This window comes from Alicyclobacillus fodiniaquatilis (assembly GCF_042678105.1).
GTDB classification, from domain to species: Bacteria; Bacillota; Bacilli; order Alicyclobacillales; family Alicyclobacillaceae; genus Alicyclobacillus; species Alicyclobacillus fodiniaquatilis.
This window is the reverse complement of record NZ_JBHUCX010000044.1, coordinates 97,517-114,709: the sequence shown is the minus strand read 5'-3', so window position 1 is coordinate 114,709 and position 17,193 is coordinate 97,517. Positions and strand designations below refer to the sequence as shown.

Genomic DNA, 17,193 nt, shown 5'->3' with positions numbered 1-17,193 from the left:
TGTATCACTCCGTTTGAGATGGGAGCAGTTTATCATGATGAAAGTTCGTTTTGTCAGCATTCCGGTTCGCAATCAGGATGTATCACTCAGCTTTTACACAGAAAAACTTGGATTTCAATTGGTGACAGATCAGCCGTTTGGCGGGGGACAGCGCTGGATCGAACTGAAACCGCCTGGTTCAGATATACTCGTTGTCCTGTTTACACCGCCTGGGGATGAGGGGCGTATCGGCTCATTTCAAAATGTGGCGTTTACGAGCGATGATGTGGAAGCCGAATATATCCGGTTGCGCGATCTCGGCGTCGAATTTGTTCGGCCAGCAGAACGTGCGGAATGGGGCGGCATGCAGGCAATTTTTAGAGATCCCGACGGAAACACGTTTGTTCTGGCCAGCCCGGATGCGTGAAACGGGGGATTTGTGAAATTTTCTATTTTTCGATATGCGCGCATATCGTCGACAGCAATGATGTAACATCTTTGAGTTCAAATATCAGGGGTCATCCAACTCTGATACAAGAATAGAATACATGCGTACATCGTGAAATTCGTTTTTCGCAAACAGATGTCCTCGCAATACGCCTTCGAATGTCATGTTACACTTTTCCATCACGCGCCAAGAGCCAACATTGCGGACATCGGCGCGCGCCTCAATGCGATGCAGTTGAAGGGTTTTAAAGCCGTAGAGAATGACGCTTTTGACAACCTCACTCATCAAACCTTGATTCCAATGCGTTCGACCAAGCGCATAGCCAATTTCAGCGCGTCGATGCGGGTGGACATGGACGAACCCGCATGTCCCAATCAGCCTGTCTGTAGCCTTTTCAATGATGCCCCAATCGGCATGAATGTTTTGTGCATATCGCTCCAGCGCGCGCTGAATAAATTGGCGGGCATCATCTACAGTTTGATGTGGTTGCCATGTAGTATATTTGGCTACGGCTTCATCAGAGGCATAGGCAAACAGTTCGCCCGCGTCGGCAGGTACGAGTTGGCGGAGAATCGTGCGATTTGTCTCGATGACGGGCATGAAATCTGCGCTCATCTCGTGTACCCCCTGTCGATTGTCGTCAATATTGCTTGGGAAATGTCAAAGTTGTCATTTCCATCAAAAGGTCCTTGTTCAACCGCGTTAAAAATTGAAAGCTGCAGACGCAAAAGCGGGAAACAATTTATCACGAAGTTGAGGGAGTTTGTGTCCAGGATTCCACTTGAATCCACGGGCGATTCCCACGCCAGGACAAATCGACGTCAATTTCAAACGCATCTGACAAATGCTCCGATGTCATCACTTCGTGCTTGGGTCCGCTGGCGCTGATCTTCCCGTTTTTCAGCAGCAGCACATGGGTGAAACAAGGGAGGATTTCCTCCGAATGATGTGTCACATACAATAAGGTGGGCACATGGGAGGTTTGGCCATGCGCCAAGCGGTCAATCGCCTGCAACAGCGTTTCACGCGCGCGCACGTCCAGTCCAGTACAGGGTTCGTCGAGAATGAGCAAATCCAATTTGGACATCATGGCACGGGCGATGAGCACACGCTGTTTTTCCCCTTGAGAGAGCACTTGCAATGGCTTGTCTGCGAGGTGCTCGCTATTCATCTCCACGAGCAGTTGATAGGCGATATCCTCATCATGCGCGTCATTTTCCCACAGGCCGACAGATGCATACTTGCCGCTGATGACCACATCGAGCGCTCTTTCTAACGGCTTATCCGTCGTGATTCGATCCGCCATCGAGGCGCTCACCCAGCCAATCTGTTTGCGAACTTCGCGCAAATCCACTTTGCCGAAGCGATGGCCAAGCACTTCCACAGTGCCTTTTGTGGGCCAAGTATATCCGGTTATCAAATTGAGAATGGAGGTCTTGCCTGATCCGTTCAGGCCGATGATTGCCCAGTGTTCTCCTTTTTTCACAGTCCAATTGATATCAGACAAAATCATTTTTTGATTGCGCACCCAGGATACATCACTTAATTGGATTGTCGTCATCTGTGCTGTCCGCCTTTCTATCTTGAGACAAAGTCGATGCACCGTCCGCGATGCCTCGATTGATGATCTTTTTGTAGCGCCGCTGGTGCGGGAAGCATCGCGCATGGCGATTTAAACCGCATGCTACCGTAAATCCTATCATATAATCGTTCGAATAAAGTGATAACATAGGCTTGAAGGATCTAAAATGTAATGACAGTTGCTTTGCGATGCTCGTAAACAGCATTGTCGTCACAGGGAGGTACATACAAGATGGGGAAAACAGCACTCATTGTACAAGGTGGTTGGGAAGGGCATCAACCTCGCGAGGTGTCAGAGGTACTGGCGCAGTTGCTCAAATCTGCTGATTTCGCCGTGGAAGTAGCGGACAATTTGGAGGTATTCAGCGATGCGGCGCATTTAAAGACCTACAATCTGATTGTGCCGCATTGGACGATGGGCACCATCTCACATCCGCAATTGGAAGGATTGGTGAAAGCGGTTCAAAGTGGTGTTGGCATCACTGGTCTACATGGAGGCATGGGGGACGCATTTCGCGATGCGCCGGAGTTCCAATACATGGTCGGCGGCCAATGGGTCGCACATCCGGGTAATGATGGCGTGACATATGATGTCAACATTACGGATAAGGAACATGAGATCACCGCAGGTATACATGACTTCACGGTCACCTCGGAACAGTATTACATGCATGTGGATCCTGTCAATCACGTGCTGGCTACCACACAGTTTGGCGAAGTGACCATGCCCGTGGCATGGACTAAAACCTATGGCCAAGGGCGCGTGTTTTACTGTTCGCTGGGACACACCGACAAAGTCGTCAAGATGCCAGAGGTGAGTCAGTTGATGCTGCAGGGGATGGTATGGGCTGCAGCCAAAGACTAAACATTGGCAGTAAGATGTTCATGATAGACCGCCATGCGTGATGCGTCCCGCACCAGCAACATCATGAAAATATCAGTCAATCGAGGCATCGCGGATGGCGCGCGCAAAGGTATCGTATGATTTACAGGATAGGACCAGGGCGATGTGATGTCGCCCTGGTCCTATCAATAGCACAATGAAAGTCCGAGGTGAAGCTATGGAAAAGACACAAACGAACGCAAATTCGATCGCGATGATGCACAGCATCTTGCCTTCGTTGTCCAAAGCAGAGCAAAAGGTTGCGACGTCCGTATTGAAGGATCCAAGTCAGACAGTTTATTCCTCCATTACGGATCTCGCGCTGCTTGCGGGTGTTGGTGAAACGACCATCATTCGTTTTTGCCGCAAATTGGGCTACAGTGGGTTTCAAGAATTTAAATTGTCGATTGCCCAGGATCTCGTCAGCCCAAAGCAGCAAGTATACGGCAAGATTGAAGAGAATGACAGCGTTGATGTGATGTGTCGCAAGATGACGATGTTCAATACGCAAGCGCTTGAAGACACCATTGGCTTATTGGATGAGAAGGAATTGCAAAAAGCCACGGATGCATTGATGCGCGGTCGACGTCAATATTTTTTTGGTGTAGGTTCGTCGGGCATTACGGCCCAAGATGCTCAGTATCGATTTATGCGCTTAGGGTTCGACGCCCACTACGCGTCTGACGCGCATATTATTTCCATGAATTGTGCGTTAGTCACCGAAGCGGATGTGGTCGTCGGCATTTCCACATCGGGTAGCACGAAAGATTTAGTGGACGCAATGCGGATTGCGAAAAACAACGGCGCTTTTGTCATTTGTTTGACCAATCATGCACGTTCGCCTGTGACATCCTATGCAGACGCTATTTTGTTGGCCGCTTCACAAGAAAACCCTCTACAAGGTGGGGCATTTGCTTCGAAATTGGCACAGATTCACTTACTGGATATCCTGTCTACCATTGTTTCCATCAAACAACAGGACTCGACAATTAAAGCGCTGAAACAAACGGCGCAAGCCGTGATAGATAAATTGTACTAGCTCGCCCGGCGCGATGTGTATGGATCATCGCATTTGTTTTTCGAAAAAAAACTCCACTTTAATATTGGGTTTGGAGGTATATTTCATTTTGGCGCGAATACTCCTTTAGGTGAAGCAGTCCGATTCTATAGCATTTGGAGATTTCCGAGATGGAAAATGGAACGTTCATTCAAAAGATTCGCGGCGGATTGATTGTTTCTTGTCAGGCGCTTGATGATGAGCCGTTATATGGCACTGGCATGATGCCACTCATGGCGAGGGCAGTTGCCATTGGCGGTGCTGTTGGCATCCGCGCAAATGGAGCGGATGACATCCGCAAAATCAAAGCAGAAGTCGCCATGCCGCTTATCGGGATCGTAAAACGGAATTATGCGGGAAGTCCGGTGTACATCACGCCGACGTTTAAAGAAGTCGAAGAAGTTGCGCATGCTGGAGCAGATGTGGTGGCTTTAGACGCAACTTCGAGAACACGTCCTGGTGGAGAAACTTTAGAGGCGTTGGTCAGGAGGATTCGTGCCGCGTTTCCAGAACTGTTGATTATGGCTGATGTCTCGACGCTAGAAGAAGGTTTGACCGCTGCAGGACTTGGCGTAGATGTGGTCGCTTCGACGTTATCTGGCTATACGCCTTATAGTCCACAGCGCACAGAGCCGGACTTTGCGCTCATCGAGTCCTTGGTGCGGAATACAGGGAAACCTGTGATTGCTGAAGGCAGAATCCATACCCCGGATGAGGCGTTGCGCTGTATTCAGCTCGGTTGTGTCGCGGTGGTCGTAGGTTCTGCCATCACACGACCGCAGGAAATCACACGCCTTTTTGTTGAAAAAATGCGCGACTTTTGAAAAGGCATCAGAATCATATGGTTCCTTGGAATGACCAGCTTTCTCTATGTGACCCTTTCTGGTTACTGATTATGAAAGCGTGGGGGGAGGCGCATGCGCCACAGCATTGGCGTTGACATTGGCGCGACGAAGATGCTAGCTGGCATTGTGCGCGAAGATGGGGTAGTCCTTCATCGCATTCGCGTAAATACGCCAGCGCACGACGGTGCACAAGTTGTGCGTACGCTGGTCACATTGCTCGCTGAACTCCAAACTTGCGAAGTGCTCAAAACGATTTCTTTGGCGGGGGTGGGGATTGGTACGGCGGGACAGGTAGATTTTGTGAATGGATGTGTGCTGTCCGGTACGCCGAATATTCTCAACTGGGCAAATGTTGAACTTAGAAAGACGTTGCAGCCAATCACAGGTCTCCCGGTATGGGTTGACAACGATGTAAATGTTCAGTTGCTGGCGGAAGCCAGTCTGGGCGTGGCCGTCGCTAAAAGACATGTTGTGATGTTGTCGCTTGGCACAGGCATCGGCGGGGCGGCGATGATGAACGGCGAATTGTTGCATGGCAGTTGGGGCGGGGCGGCTGAATTCGGCCATATGACCGTTGATTTTCAAGGCCCGCTCTGCAATTGCGGCGCCAGAGGCTGTCTTGAACTGTTCGCGTCGGGCGCCGGTATTGCCGCACAGATGGCGCAACGTCTTGGTCTTGTAGAGGGACAGGCCAAAGAACTGACGGGCGAAATGGTTTTTAGAAAGGCAAAACAAGGCGATGTGCTGGCGAACGAGGTTTTGGACCAAGCGATTGCGGCGTTGACAGCAGCGTCGGTCAATCTAGCACACAGTTTTAACCCAGAAATGATTGTGTTTGCTGGTGGAATCATGGCTGAGGGGAACGGGGCTCTTGACCGGGTGAGGCAAGCATTCGCAATCCATGGCATTTCTTCACTGCTCGGCACGGTGACGTTGGCCAACGCGCGTTTTGGCTCCGACGCTGGCTTGGTTGGCGCTGCATTGCAGCCGTTCCACTATCATTCACACGCCCGGTGAGATTGTCTGTATCTTTGGGCTTATCTAAAATCGATTCATGTATTCAGGAGGAATTGTGATGACCATCAAAGTTGGTGTGATTGGAATTGGTTCGATTGCGCGCCTTGCGCATCTTCCGAATTATCGCAAAAACAAGGACGTAGAGCTGGTCGCGGTTGCCGATTTCGATGAGGCCCGCGCCCGCGCAGTGGCCGATGAGTTTGGCGTCCCCCGCGTCTATACCGATGTAGCCGAGATGTTTAAGGCTGAAAAGCTGGATGCTGTCAGCATTTGTACGCCGAACACCAGCCATGTGCCTCTCGCGTTGATCGCGTTGGAAAACGGGGTGGACGTACTGCTCGAAAAACCGTTGTCCACCGACTACCAAGAAGCTTTGCAATTGGTCGAGGCGGTCAAAAAGAGCAATCGCATCTGCATGATTGGCATGCCGCATCGCTTCCGCAATGAAGCGCGCTCCATCAAGCGGTTTGTCGATCACGGCGATGTAGGCGACATCTACTACGTCAAAGCGAAAATCTTGCGCCGCCGCGGTACGCCGACAGGCTGGTTCACGGATAAATCGAAATCGGGCGGCGGACCGCTGATGGACATCGGCGTGCATGCGTTGGACGTCGCCTGGTGGATTACCGGTAGACCGCAGGCAACATCGGTCACCGGGCAATTGGTGCAGGGCATTGGCGCTTACAAAACGGCGATGACTTCACGCTGGAAGTCGGCTGACGCTGCCAATCAGGACAATGCGGTGTTTGATGTGGAGGACTTTGCGAGCGCGTATATCCGCTTTCAAAATGGCATGGTGCTGAGCCTGGAAGTGAGCTGGGCGCTCAATGGTGCGCAAGACGACGCGGTCAAGGTGGATGTCTTTGGCACAAAGGGCGGCGTCTCGCTTGATCCGCTTTGTTTCTATGGCGAGCGCGACGACATTTTTACGGAAAGTCGCATTGACATTGTAAGCAACGATTTTTACGAAGATGAAATCAACCATTTCGTCGAGACTGTACAGACGCGCACAGCGCCTTTGATCACGGCCGAACAAGGCGCGCAAATTGTGCAAATGCTGAGCGGGATCACTGAATCTGCCCAAACAGGCCGCGAAGTCATTCTCTAAACTGCTGCAACGTGATCGCCCGCGCCGCAGCCATTCAGCGGCGCGGCATTGAAATTCGATTTCATGTGTTGACGAGCGGGATCGTCAAGAACGCGTGATGGACGATTGTTGCAATTGGCAGCAGTTTGCGCCGAGAGGCAGTTTGAATTAAATCACAACAAGGGCTTGAGGGGCGATGGATGATATGTATCGCGTAGCTTTGGTGGGCTGTGGCACGATTGGCAATGTGCACGCGGAAGCGTATGCACGCATGGAAGATGCAAAACTGGTGGGCATTGTCGACATTCGAGAAATGCATGGCCGCGAGAAGGCATTCCTGCTGAACACGAACTGGTATGCGACGCTTGAGCAACTGTTGGCAGAAGAAGAGGTCGATGTGGTCGATATTTGTGTGCCGACCTACTTGCACCGCGCTTATGTCGAACAAGCTGCCCGAGCTGGGAAGCATGTGATTTGTGAAAAACCGATTGCGCGCACACTCGAAGACGCGCAGGCGATGATCCAACTGTGTGAAGAACATGGCGTCCGCTTGTTTATCGCGCAAGTGCTTCGCTTTTTCCCGCAATATCGGCGTGCGCATGAGCTGTTGGCGGCCAATGCGGTGGGGGATGTAGGAACTGTGCGGGCGATGCGCGGGGGCGGTTTCCCGCGCGCATGGAATGACTGGTATGCCAATGTGGAATTGTCAGGCACATTGGTGGTCGACGCCATCATCCATGATTTCGACTTCCTCCGTTGGTGTTTTGGCGAAGTGGAACGCGTGTATGCCAAAGGTTTGCTTGGTCGCGACATCAATCGGTTGGATCACGCCTTTGTCAGTCTCCGCTTCCAAAATGGCGTCATTGGCCATGTCGAAGGCACTTGGGCGTATCCATCAGGATTCAAAACCATGTTGGAAGTGGCGGGCAACAAAGGTGTGCTTGAACATACGAGTGGCAATGAGGCGCCGATTCATCTATCTTTGCGTGATAACCAATATCGCAGCGGCGGTGTCGCAGTGCCGGAAAGTCCATTGGAAAAAGACCCGTACCAACTTGAATTGGAGCACTTCCTCGCGTGTTTGACGACAGGTGATGCTGCGCTTGTGACAGCCGAGGATGCTTACAAAGCGTTGGAAATCAGCTTGGCTGCGTTGAAATCGATTCAGACCGGTGAGGCGGTTGCATTGGGGGTGGCGAAGTGAAAATTGGCATCATCAGCTTTGCGCATATGCACGCGTACTCATACGCGCGGGCAATCCAACAAATTCCTGACGTAGAACTTACCATCATCGCGGATGAAGATCCAAAACGCGGGCAAACGGCTGCAACCGAATTGGGTGCAACGTATGTGCAAGATTATCATGAGTTGTTGAAAACGGATGTCGATGCGGTCATCGTCTGCTCCGAGAATGCCAAACATGCAGACATTGTGGTCGCTGCTGCAGAGGCGAAAAAACACGTGTTGTGTGAAAAGCCGATTGCCACCAACGTCGCAGATGCAACGCGCATGATTGCGGCTTGTAAGAAGCATGGTACGCTGTTGCAGATTGCGTTTCCAGTGCGGTTCCATCCTTCAGTCCGCCGTGTCAAAGAGCTGATTGACGACGGGAAAATTGGTCGCATCCTGGCCATGCGGGGGACGAATCGCGGCCAAAATCCCGGTGGTTGGTTTGTGGACAAACAACTGTCTGGGGGCGGGGCCGTTTTGGATCACACTGTGCACGTGCTGGATATCATGCGCTGGCTGACCGGCAGCGAGGTGCGTGAAGTGTTTGCAGAAGTGGACACGCGTTTCTATGAGAATTTGCCCGTTGACGATTGTGGGCTGTTGCTCTTCGAATTTGAGAACGGCATCATTGCCTCGCATGATCCCAGTTGGTCTCGTCCGAGGACATATCCGACTTGGGGCGACGTCACAATTGAAATCATCGGCACGGATGGTGTGCTGGAACTGGATTCAAATGCGCAGCATATGACGCTTCACAGTGATGATCGCGGTCATGCGACGTATCAGAATTGGGGCAATGACATGGATGAGTTGCTGATTGCTGATTTCATCCAGAGTGTGCGCGACAACAAAGCGCCTTCTGTGACGGGGGAAGACGGCCTACGGGCGATGGAGGTCGCTTTGGCTGCGTATGAGTCGGCGAAAGTAAAAGCGCCTGTGCAATTGCAGCGCGCGTGATTTTTCCTAAAAACTGTTTCTCATAGATGTTGGGTCGTCTATGTCTAGCTGTGTTGGACATTAGGACGGCCCTCGTTTGTATCTGGAAATCTCCTGAACATTGGTGCGCAAGGTATGGAAATAGCAAAATGCGTAAGGATGAGCACGTTGTCCCTCAAGCATCACTAGCTTAAAATGGAGCTAGAAGGTGTCCGCGTATAGAAGCTGCGGGCGTGTTTATCCAATTTCATGTCACATTGAAAGGTTTCATGCGATTGTATAAACATGCGCGAAAGCGGTTGAGTCGGACACGTGCTTATTAGCGCACAAATGGGTTGAGCATTTAGGAGGGCAGTCTATGCGTCGTGTAAAAGTAGGTATCATTGGCTGTGGAAATATCAGCGAAGTATATTTCCGGAACCTGCAATCATTTCCGAACACCGAGGTGGTTGCTTGCGCCGATTTGGATGTAGAGCGGGCGAAAGCGCGCGCCAATCAATTTGGCATCGCCAAAGCATGCAGTGTGGATGAGTTGTTGGCGGATGCGGACGTTGAAATCGTTGTCAATTTGACGATTCCCAAAGCGCATGCGGACGTATGTCAAAAAGCGTTGGCGGCAGGGAAACACGTGCACGTGGAAAAACCGCTGGCCATCAATTTGGCGGACGGCTTGCGCACAGTGGAACTTGCCAAAGAGAAGGGTCTCTTGGTCGGCGGGGCGCCAGACACATTCCTTGGCGGTGGCATTCAAACGTGCCGCAAGCTGATTGACGATGGCTGGATTGGTCAACCGATTGCTGCAACCGCCTTCATGATGTGCCATGGGCACGAAAGTTGGCATCCAGATCCGGCGTTCTATTATCAGGCAGGCGGTGGCCCGATGTTTGATATGGGGCCGTACTATATTACCGCATTGGTCAATTTGATTGGTCCTGTTCGCAGGGTGACAGGGTCGGCGCAAGTGACGTTCCCAACGCGCACCATCACAAGCAAGCCCAAGTATGGCCAGGAGATTCCGGTAGAGACAGCCACACATGTCGCAGGGGTGTTTGATTTTGCGTCAGGCGCGGTTGGAACCATCATCACAAGTTTTGATGTCTGGCATGCGAGATTGCCGCTCATCGAGATTTATGGTACGGAAGGCACGTTAAGTGTGCCGGATCCCAACGGCTTTGGCGGCCCAATTTCCATTCGCCGCCGTGATGCAAAAGAGTGGACAGAAGTGGCGCTCACACACGGATTTACGGAGAATGGCCGAGGTTTGGCTGTGGCGGATATGGCGGACGCCATTTTGCAAAAGCGTCCACATCGCGCGAGTGGCGCGCTGGCATTGCATGCGCTGGAAGTGATGCAAGGATTTCAAGTGGCATCGGACGAAGGCCGTCACTATGAAATGACGACCACTTGTGAACGGCCCGCACCACTGCCCGTCGGTTTTTCGATGGAGCATTTCTTTTAAAATCATCAGACTGATCAAAAGTGTGAACAGGGCCCATCCAATGCGGATTGGGCCTGATTTACATGCTTGTCGTTAGGCGTTTTCGTCAAAAGAATTGATCAATCTCCGTAAAGCTTCCTCAAAATGCGCGTTGTCTGCAGCTGTCCGGGCCCGAGGACCGCGCAGACGGACTTTGCCACTGCGGCGGAGTTTGGCGCTCATCGCTCGTTCGGCTAGTAGCGAATCGATGTTTTCATTCGAAAATATGCGCCCGCTGGGCGAAATGGCGCGTCCATTGCGGGCTAGAACCATTGCGGCCAGGCCGTAATCCTGCGTGATGACAATGGTCTGCTCGTCAGCGCGCATGCGTTTGACGATTTCCATGTCCGTGGCTTGGGGCGCAGCATCGACCTGGATGTGGTTGGGGCCGTCGATATTGTGATTGATGGAACTGACCGTGACAAGCGCGATATCCGCTTCTTTTGCCACTCGGCGCGTGATGCTCAGCACATCACGCGGGGTAGCATCAGCATCGACAAAAATCATCATCTGAGCGGTTTCTCCTTTGCGTTACGTTTACAAAATCCCAGAGGGTGCTTCGCCTGACGCCTCCATCCCCAGTTTGCACCGTATGTCAACTGCCCCATTCAAGGCATCATCTGTCACTTGACATGATATCACTTCAAATTGGTCATGACATCATGTCAATGTTGACAAAATCGGTCGGAATAATGAGAATGATACTTAATCTTGCCCCAAAATGATTTGGGTTGCTTGTGGGCAAAGGAAAAAATCGAGATCGGAATGGACATGGGGAGGGACTTTCGTGCGCAAATTCGCCTTGGCAAGCACAATTGTTATGATGATGGCAGGTATTGCAGGTTGTGGTTCTCAAACAGGCGGCAACAATGACTCGGCAAGTGGTCAGTCGACAAATTCTGCCAAGACCGTGACACTCTATTTTGGCTCCTACAGTGTGACCCAGAAAGTCTATGAAAATCAGCTGTTTCCGGCATTCGAGAAATATTGGAAGAAAAAGACGGGGCAGACGGTCAAGTTCGACGCTTCGTTTGATGCCTCCGGTGCAGAAGCACGTGCGATTGCCAGCGGCTTGCCTGTCGATGTCGCCGCTTTGTCGCTTGCGGATGATGTCGACAAAATTCAACAAGCCGGGTTGATCACGCACAATTGGCAAGCTGGGCCAAACCACGGCATTGTGACGGATTCCATTGTCACCATTGGCGTGCGCAAAGGAAATCCGAAGCATATTGAGTCCTGGGCTGATTTGGCCAAACCAGGGGTGACTGTGGACTTGCCAAATCCATCGACTTCAGGTGGGGCAAAGTGGGACATCAACGCCATTTATTATGCAACTTTGCGCCATGGTACGCCGGCAAAGGCAAAATCTTTACTTTCGCAAATCGTGAAAAACGTAAAAGTGCTCGATAAGTCAGGCGAAGCTTCCATGACCACATTTACGAACGGGACCGGGGACGCGGTGGTCAGTTACGAAAATGAAATCCTTGAAGATAGTAACAACTTGAAGACCTTCAGTGAGGTCGTTCCAAATTCCACCATGCTGATTGAAAACCCAATTGCGGTGGTCGACAAGAATGTGGATAAACATGGGGATCGAAAAGTTGCTGAAGCGTTTGTGTCGTTCTTGGAAAGTGAACAGGGACAAAAGATTTTCGAGCAAGCTGGTTTTCGACCGATAGATGCTGCTTTGCAAAGCTCTGCAGCGAAAAAATTCCCGACGCCAAAGGATCTGTTTACAGTGAAGGATGAGGGCGGTTGGCCAAAAATCGATGCCGATTTATATTCTGACAGCGGGATTTGGAACCAGGTGCTGGAGGCCAAATGAACCGATCTATCCATACAAAAATTTCGTTTGTCTCAGTGGCTGGATACATGTTTTTGCTGATTGTTCTGCCAGTCGGCTCCATTTTTGAACAGGCGTTTTCAGGCGGGGTTCATCAATTTATCCATGCTGTCATCCAACCGATTGGCGTCGCTGCCTTACGCGTCACGGTAGAAACGGCACTCATCGCAGCCATCATCAATACCATCGCGGGGACATTCATCGCCTATGCGCTGGTGCGTACGCAGTTGCCTGGCAAGTCCATTTTGAACGCATTGGTCGATTTGCCTTTTGCCATTCCAACGACCGTAAGTGGCATCATGCTCGTTTTGCTCTATGGTCCATCGGCCCCTTTGGGCATCTGGTTGGCGCATTATCACATTCAACTGGTGTACTCGACTGCGGCGATTATCTTGGCGATGGTTTTTGTGACATTTCCTTATACCATCCGGGCTGTGCAGCCATTGTTGGAAGATATCGACGTTCGCATGGAGGAAGCGGCGTCGACGTTGGGTGCGAGCGGCTGGCGTATTATGAAAGCCATCATTTTGCCGACATTGATGCCCGGAATCTTGTCTGGTTTCACGTTGATATTTAGCCGTTCCATGGCGGAGTTGGGCGCTGTGGTGGTGATCTCGGGCAACCTGCCGATGCATACGCAGGTTGCTGCGGTGTATCTGTATGGACTATTGGAGAACTACGACCAACAAGGCGCAGCAGCCATCTCGGTTGTGCTGCTGGCGATTTCTTTTCTGGCGCTGGTCTATCAACTGTACATGTTGAAACAAAAACCGCAAGCCAAATTGAAGCATATCGCGTCGTGGTTCACAAAAAAACGGGAAGGGAGCGATAGGTATGAAGCGTCGGATCGGGCTGTTTAGTTTTGTCTACGTCTGGTTCGCTCTTTTGATTATCCTCCCTGTCATCGGAATGCTTTCGGGCGCATTTCGCGACGGCTTTGGTCAGTTTTGGGTGCAGCTTACAAAGCCGGATGCGCTCTTTTCACTGCGGTTGACCTTTGAGATCACGGCCATCACCGTCATCATCAACACCGTGTTTGGCATCCTGACATCCATCATCATTGCGCGGCGCAACATGCGCGGCTGGCAAGTGGTCAATGCCATTGTCGATATTCCGTTTGCGGTGTCTCCCGTCATTGCGGGCTTGGCGCTGCTACTCATCTATGGGCCGAACACGTTCATCGGCGGATTTTTGCAGCAGAACAACGTGAAATTGATGTTTGCTATGCCAGGGATGGTGATGGCCACCTTGTTTGTCACATTTCCTTTTGTCGTGCGTGAATTGGTGCCCGTTTTGCGGGAGATTGGCACACAACAGGAAGAGGCGGCGCTGACTTTGGGGGCCTCTGGTTGGCGAATATTTTGGCGGGTGACGCTGCCTGAAATCAAATGGAGCTTGATATACGGGATGGTTTTGACCATTGCCCGCGCGCAGGGTGAATTTGGCGCTGTGCTGGTGGTCTCAGGCAGTTTGATCATGCTCACACAGACCGCGACGCTCTATGTTTATCAGGCGACGGTCAACAGTCAAATGCAGGGCGCTTACGCGGTATCACTGGTGCTTGCGGCCACCTCATTTGTCATTTTGCTACTATTGCATTTCGTCAGGAAACGGCAAGGAGTGCAGCGCGTATGAGTATCGAAGTCAGTCACTTGGTAAAACGATTTTCTGGTGGTTCAGCTGCGCTGAACGACGTCAGTTTCACCATTCAAGAAGGGGAAATGATCGGCTTTCTTGGCCCTAGTGGCAGCGGCAAAACCACTTTATTGCGCCTGATTGCCGGATTGGATAAACAAAATGCCGGGGAGATTCGCATCCGTGGTCAAGTGATAGATCACTTGTCACCGCAAAAACGAGGTGTCGGCTTCGTCTTTCAGAATTACGCGCTGTTTAAACATATGAGCGTGTTTGAAAATATCGCGTTTGGCTTGCGCGTGCAAAAACAGCGGCCTGCTGAAATCAAAGCAAGGGTGCACGATTTGCTCGATCTCGTCCATTTGCCTGGGCTTGAACATCGCTATCCCAATCAACTTTCGGGCGGGCAGGCACAGCGCGTCGCCTTGGCGCGGGCGCTTGCACCCAAACCCAGCATCTTGCTATTGGATGAGCCGTTTGCCGCCATCGACACGAAAATCAGGCGAGAATTGCGCAAATGGGTCCGCCAGGTGCACGATGAAATCGGGATCACGAGTATTTTTGTCACACATGATCAGGAAGAAGCGTTGGAAATTGCCGACAGGGTACTGGTTATGCATCAAGGCCGCGTAGAGCAGCTCGGCACGCCCCAAGAAGTTTACGATGCCCCGAAAAGCCTGTTTGTGGCTGATTTTGTTGGCGAGGCAAACCAGTTTGTCGGCGTTGTGCAAAGCGGGAAATTTGCGCTTGGGCCATTTGCGTTGGATGCGTCCGCCAAACAGGATGGCCAGGAAGTGCGGGCTATCATTCGCCCTGCGGATGTGCGTCTGACGACGGTTTCTTCTGCGCACGATGTGGTGGGCAAAGTGATTCGCGCGTCATACAAGGGGAACTTCTACGGCGTGGATGTACGGTTGACAGATACGGTCCAAATTCAGGCCTATGTGGATAGAAAACAGCGTGACTTGCTCATACCTGGTCAGCGGGTCGCCATTTCAATTCAGAGCTACCGCTTGTTTGACTAGGCAAGCGGCTAAAGATTGAAAAAATTGTGTCGGGCCTGGCCATCGAGCTGTAAACCGACCTGGTGGTCAGGCATGCTTTCAAAAAATAGATATAAGTCCATTTTCTATCTACCCATTCGCCGCATTGCAGTCATTCAGATGTTCTTTGATTTCTGCAGTTTTGGCAGACCCCATGCAGGACGATCTCGGCGTTTTCCACCGTAAAATTCGTCTTCGAAGCGACCTCACTGAGCCAAGTATCTGGCAATTCCACGGCGGCTTCCGCGACCGTTCCACACACGTCACAAATGATGTGCAGATGATCTTCGATGCGGCCATCAAAGCGGCTGACGGCGTTGCCAAGCTTCAACTCGCGAACGAGCCCCATTTCGACGAGATAGCGCAATGAGTTGTAGACCGTCCCATATGCAAACTGATGACCAGATTCACGCAGTCGTTCCAACACGTCATTTGCCGTCGGGTGATCTTTTGCGGTTTGAATCAATTCGTAAATGACTCTGCGCTGTGTGGTCCAGTTCACCTTGCGATTCACGATGCATCTCCTCCTTATTCACAATGTATGGCCAAAACGTTGACAATGTAATGAATCTACACTGATTGCTATGGGCTGGTCAATCTACGCTACATCATTTTCGTACCCTCTTGCTATATTCTATATTAGGATTTATACTAAGTCTAATTTCTAAAACGAAAGGGCGAATGACATTGGCTGACCATCGGTTGACAACACAAACTGGGGCACCTGTTGTGGATAATCAAAATTCGAAGACTGCGGGGTCACGTGGACCGACCGTATTTGAAGATGTACATCTGTTTGAAAAACTGGCGCATTTTAATCGTGAGCGCGTGCCAGAGCGTGTTGTGCATGCCAAGGGAGCTGGCGCCTTCGGCTATTTTGAAGTCACAGATGATGTGAGCAAATGGACCAGCGCCAACTTTTTGTCCACCGTCGGCAAACGCACAGAAGTATTTGCGCGCTTTTCGACAGTGGGCGGTGAGAAAGGATCCGCAGATTCCGTGCGCGACCCACGGGGATTTGCCATCAAATTCTATACCGAAGACGGCAATTACGATCTCGTTGGCAACAACACACCGGTCTTCTTTATTCGCGATGCAGTCAAATTCCCAGATTTCATCCATACGCAAAAGCGCAAACCGGCGACCAATACGAAAGATCCGAATGACATGTGGGACTTTTTCTCCCTCTCGCCGGAGTCGCTGCACCAAGTGACCATTTTGTTCTCAGACCGCGGGACGCCCAAGACGTATCGTCACATGCATGGATACGGCAGCCACACATTCCAGTGGATCAACGACAAAGGTGAAGCCGTTTGGGTCAAATATCATTTCAGGACAGAGCAGGGCATTGAAAACTTCACGAGAGAAGAAGCCATCAAGATGGCAGGCGAAAATCCGGATTATGCCACAGAGGATCTGTACAACGCGATTGAACAGGGCGATTTCCCGGCTTGGAAACTGTACGTGCAAATCATGCCGCTCGCGGATGCGGACACATACAAGTTCGATCCGTTCGACGTGACGAAGGTTTGGCACTTCGAGGATTATCCTTTGATTCCAGTCGGTCGTCTGGTTTTGAACCGCAATCCCGAAAACTATTTTGCGGATGTGGAACAAGCTACCTTCTCACCGGGCAATGTCGTGCCAGGCATCGGTTTTTCGCCCGACAAGATGCTGCAGGGACGGTTGTTTGCCTACGCGGATGCGCATCGTTATCGTGTTGGGACAAATTTCAATCTGCTGCCAGTCAACCGACCTCACGCCGCAGAGGTGCACAACTACCAACGCGACGGCGCGATGCGCTTTGATGGCAATGGCGGCGGATCGCTCAATTATGAACCGAACAGTTATGGCACGCCCACGGAGACAAAATCGCTGGAGGGATATCGTTTGCCAGTGTCTGGGACAACTGGCCATACACCGTACGACCGAGATGACCATTACACGCAACCCGGTGACTTGTATCGTTTGATGACGGCGGATGAGCAAGATAGACTCATCGAGAACATCGTCGACGCGATGAAACCGGTCGATGAGGCGATTCAACGACGCCAAGTTGAGCATTTTGCCAAGGCGGATGCCAATTGGGGAGAGCGTATCGCCAAAGGTCTTGGACTCACCTCTGATGTATC

The 17,193-nt window shown here is 51.3% G+C and carries 17 protein-coding genes and 1 pseudogene; 14 read left to right on the top strand and 4 right to left on the bottom strand.

What is annotated here, in order from left to right; translation table 11 throughout:
* The first annotated feature begins 34 nt into the window (after positions 1-34).
* Complete coding sequence (locus ACFSB2_RS15995) at positions 35-406, top strand: VOC family protein (RefSeq protein ID WP_377944094.1); 372 nt, start codon at positions 35-37, stop codon at positions 404-406.
* 84 nt (positions 407-490) lie between these two features.
* On the opposite strand, the gene ACFSB2_RS15990 is transcribed toward ACFSB2_RS15995, so the two are convergent.
* Together ACFSB2_RS15990 and ACFSB2_RS15985 are read right to left on the bottom strand one after the other, a co-directional pair.
* Positions 491-1,042: a GNAT family N-acetyltransferase gene (locus tag ACFSB2_RS15990; RefSeq protein WP_377944093.1), complete on the bottom strand. Its 552-nt coding sequence runs from the start codon at positions 1,040-1,042 to the stop codon at positions 491-493.
* Between the two features lie 130 nt (positions 1,043-1,172).
* Positions 1,173-1,988 (bottom strand): ABC transporter ATP-binding protein, encoded by an 816-nt coding sequence (locus tag ACFSB2_RS15985; RefSeq protein ID WP_377944092.1) that lies wholly within the window; start codon positions 1,986-1,988, stop codon positions 1,173-1,175.
* A gap of 252 nt (positions 1,989-2,240) precedes the next feature.
* On the opposite strand from ACFSB2_RS15985, the gene ACFSB2_RS15980 reads away from it, so the two are divergent.
* The 8 genes and pseudogenes from ACFSB2_RS15980 to ACFSB2_RS15945 all read left to right on the top strand — a co-directional run.
* Positions 2,241-2,873 (top strand): ThuA domain-containing protein, encoded by a 633-nt coding sequence (locus tag ACFSB2_RS15980; RefSeq protein WP_377944091.1) that lies wholly within the window; start codon positions 2,241-2,243, stop codon positions 2,871-2,873.
* 196 nt (positions 2,874-3,069) lie between these two features.
* Complete coding sequence (locus ACFSB2_RS15975) at positions 3,070-3,930, top strand: MurR/RpiR family transcriptional regulator (RefSeq protein ID WP_377944090.1); 861 nt, start codon at positions 3,070-3,072, stop codon at positions 3,928-3,930.
* A gap of 149 nt (positions 3,931-4,079) precedes the next feature.
* Entirely contained in the window at positions 4,080-4,772 is a 693-nt protein-coding gene (locus tag ACFSB2_RS15970) for an N-acetylmannosamine-6-phosphate 2-epimerase (RefSeq protein ID WP_377944089.1), read from the top strand.
* Between the two features lie 93 nt (positions 4,773-4,865).
* Entirely contained in the window at positions 4,866-5,810 is a 945-nt protein-coding gene (locus ACFSB2_RS15965; protein ID WP_377944088.1) for an ROK family protein, read from the top strand.
* Positions 5,811-5,868: 58 nt separating this feature from the next.
* Positions 5,869-6,918 (top strand): Gfo/Idh/MocA family protein, encoded by a 1,050-nt coding sequence (locus tag ACFSB2_RS15960; protein WP_377944087.1) that lies wholly within the window; start codon positions 5,869-5,871, stop codon positions 6,916-6,918.
* Positions 6,919-7,102: 184 nt separating this feature from the next.
* Positions 7,103-8,101: a Gfo/Idh/MocA family protein gene (locus ACFSB2_RS15955; protein ID WP_377944086.1), complete on the top strand. Its 999-nt coding sequence runs from the start codon at positions 7,103-7,105 to the stop codon at positions 8,099-8,101.
* Positions 8,098-9,084, top strand: coding sequence for a Gfo/Idh/MocA family protein (locus ACFSB2_RS15950; RefSeq protein WP_377944085.1), 987 nt, complete (start codon positions 8,098-8,100; stop codon positions 9,082-9,084). The genes ACFSB2_RS15955 and ACFSB2_RS15950 overlap by 4 nt, the downstream gene beginning before the upstream one ends.
* 289 nt (positions 9,085-9,373) lie before the next feature.
* A pseudogene (locus tag ACFSB2_RS15945) lies at positions 9,374-10,522 on the top strand (Gfo/Idh/MocA family protein); the annotation flags it as partial.
* A 72-nt stretch (positions 10,523-10,594) separates the two neighbouring features.
* On the opposite strand, the gene ACFSB2_RS15940 reads toward ACFSB2_RS15945, so the two are convergent.
* Positions 10,595-11,050 carry a YaiI/YqxD family protein gene (locus ACFSB2_RS15940; RefSeq protein WP_377944084.1) on the bottom strand — a complete coding sequence of 152 codons (456 nt, stop codon included), beginning with the start codon at positions 11,048-11,050 and terminating at the stop codon, positions 10,595-10,597.
* Between the two features lie 277 nt (positions 11,051-11,327).
* Here ACFSB2_RS15940 and ACFSB2_RS15935 point away from each other — a divergent pair, with 277 nt between their 5' ends.
* The 4 genes from ACFSB2_RS15935 to ACFSB2_RS15920 are packed head-to-tail and all read left to right on the top strand — an operon-like array spanning position 11,328 to position 15,043.
* On the top strand, positions 11,328-12,365 hold the full coding sequence (locus ACFSB2_RS15935; protein WP_377944083.1) for a sulfate ABC transporter substrate-binding protein: 1,038 nt from the start codon (positions 11,328-11,330) through the stop codon (positions 12,363-12,365).
* A complete protein-coding gene (gene cysT / locus ACFSB2_RS15930) occupies positions 12,362-13,243 on the top strand; it encodes a sulfate ABC transporter permease subunit CysT (protein WP_377944082.1) in 882 nt (293 codons plus the stop codon). The genes ACFSB2_RS15935 and cysT overlap by 4 nt, the downstream gene beginning before the upstream one ends.
* The gene (locus tag ACFSB2_RS15925) at positions 13,218-14,018 is read left to right on the top strand and encodes a sulfate ABC transporter permease (protein ID WP_377944081.1); all 801 of its coding nucleotides are present in this window, start codon (positions 13,218-13,220) and stop codon (positions 14,016-14,018) included. The genes cysT and ACFSB2_RS15925 overlap by 26 nt, the downstream gene beginning before the upstream one ends.
* Positions 14,015-15,043 carry a sulfate/molybdate ABC transporter ATP-binding protein gene (locus ACFSB2_RS15920; RefSeq protein WP_377944080.1) on the top strand — a complete coding sequence of 343 codons (1,029 nt, stop codon included), beginning with the start codon at positions 14,015-14,017 and terminating at the stop codon, positions 15,041-15,043. The genes ACFSB2_RS15925 and ACFSB2_RS15920 overlap by 4 nt, the downstream gene beginning before the upstream one ends.
* Positions 15,044-15,173: 130 nt before the next feature.
* On the opposite strand, the gene ACFSB2_RS15915 is transcribed toward ACFSB2_RS15920, so the two are convergent.
* Positions 15,174-15,575, bottom strand: coding sequence for a Fur family transcriptional regulator (locus ACFSB2_RS15915; protein ID WP_377944079.1), 402 nt, complete (start codon positions 15,573-15,575; stop codon positions 15,174-15,176).
* Between the two features lie 167 nt (positions 15,576-15,742).
* On the opposite strand from ACFSB2_RS15915, the gene ACFSB2_RS15910 reads away from it, so the two are divergent.
* Positions 15,743-17,193: catalase (locus ACFSB2_RS15910; protein ID WP_377944078.1), on the top strand; the 1,451-nt coding region annotated here is incomplete at its 3' end.

What these genes read in the sequence shown, in the direction of transcription:
- cysT (WP_377944082.1), top strand. Translation starts at nt 12,362, where the DNA reads ATGAACCGATCTATCCATACAAAAATTTCGTTTGTCTCAGTGGCTGGA.
- ACFSB2_RS15970 (WP_377944089.1), top strand. Translation starts at nt 4,080, where the DNA reads ATGGAAAATGGAACGTTCATTCAAAAGATTCGCGGCGGATTGATTGTT.
- ACFSB2_RS15990 (WP_377944093.1), bottom strand. Translation starts at nt 1,042, where the DNA reads ATGAGCGCAGATTTCATGCCCGTCATCGAGACAAATCGCACGATTCTC.
- ACFSB2_RS15960 (WP_377944087.1), top strand. Translation starts at nt 5,869, where the DNA reads ATGACCATCAAAGTTGGTGTGATTGGAATTGGTTCGATTGCGCGCCTT.
- ACFSB2_RS15980 (WP_377944091.1), top strand. Translation starts at nt 2,241, where the DNA reads ATGGGGAAAACAGCACTCATTGTACAAGGTGGTTGGGAAGGGCATCAA.
- ACFSB2_RS15925 (WP_377944081.1), top strand. Translation starts at nt 13,218, where the DNA reads ATGAAGCGTCGGATCGGGCTGTTTAGTTTTGTCTACGTCTGGTTCGCT.
- ACFSB2_RS15940 (WP_377944084.1), bottom strand. Translation starts at nt 11,050, where the DNA reads ATGATGATTTTTGTCGATGCTGATGCTACCCCGCGTGATGTGCTGAGC.
- ACFSB2_RS15965 (WP_377944088.1), top strand. Translation starts at nt 4,866, where the DNA reads ATGCGCCACAGCATTGGCGTTGACATTGGCGCGACGAAGATGCTAGCT.
- ACFSB2_RS15995 (WP_377944094.1), top strand. Translation starts at nt 35, where the DNA reads ATGATGAAAGTTCGTTTTGTCAGCATTCCGGTTCGCAATCAGGATGTA.
- ACFSB2_RS15955 (WP_377944086.1), top strand. Translation starts at nt 7,103, where the DNA reads ATGTATCGCGTAGCTTTGGTGGGCTGTGGCACGATTGGCAATGTGCAC.
- ACFSB2_RS15985 (WP_377944092.1), bottom strand. Translation starts at nt 1,988, where the DNA reads ATGACGACAATCCAATTAAGTGATGTATCCTGGGTGCGCAATCAAAAA.
- ACFSB2_RS15920 (WP_377944080.1), top strand. Translation starts at nt 14,015, where the DNA reads ATGAGTATCGAAGTCAGTCACTTGGTAAAACGATTTTCTGGTGGTTCA.
- ACFSB2_RS15975 (WP_377944090.1), top strand. Translation starts at nt 3,070, where the DNA reads ATGGAAAAGACACAAACGAACGCAAATTCGATCGCGATGATGCACAGC.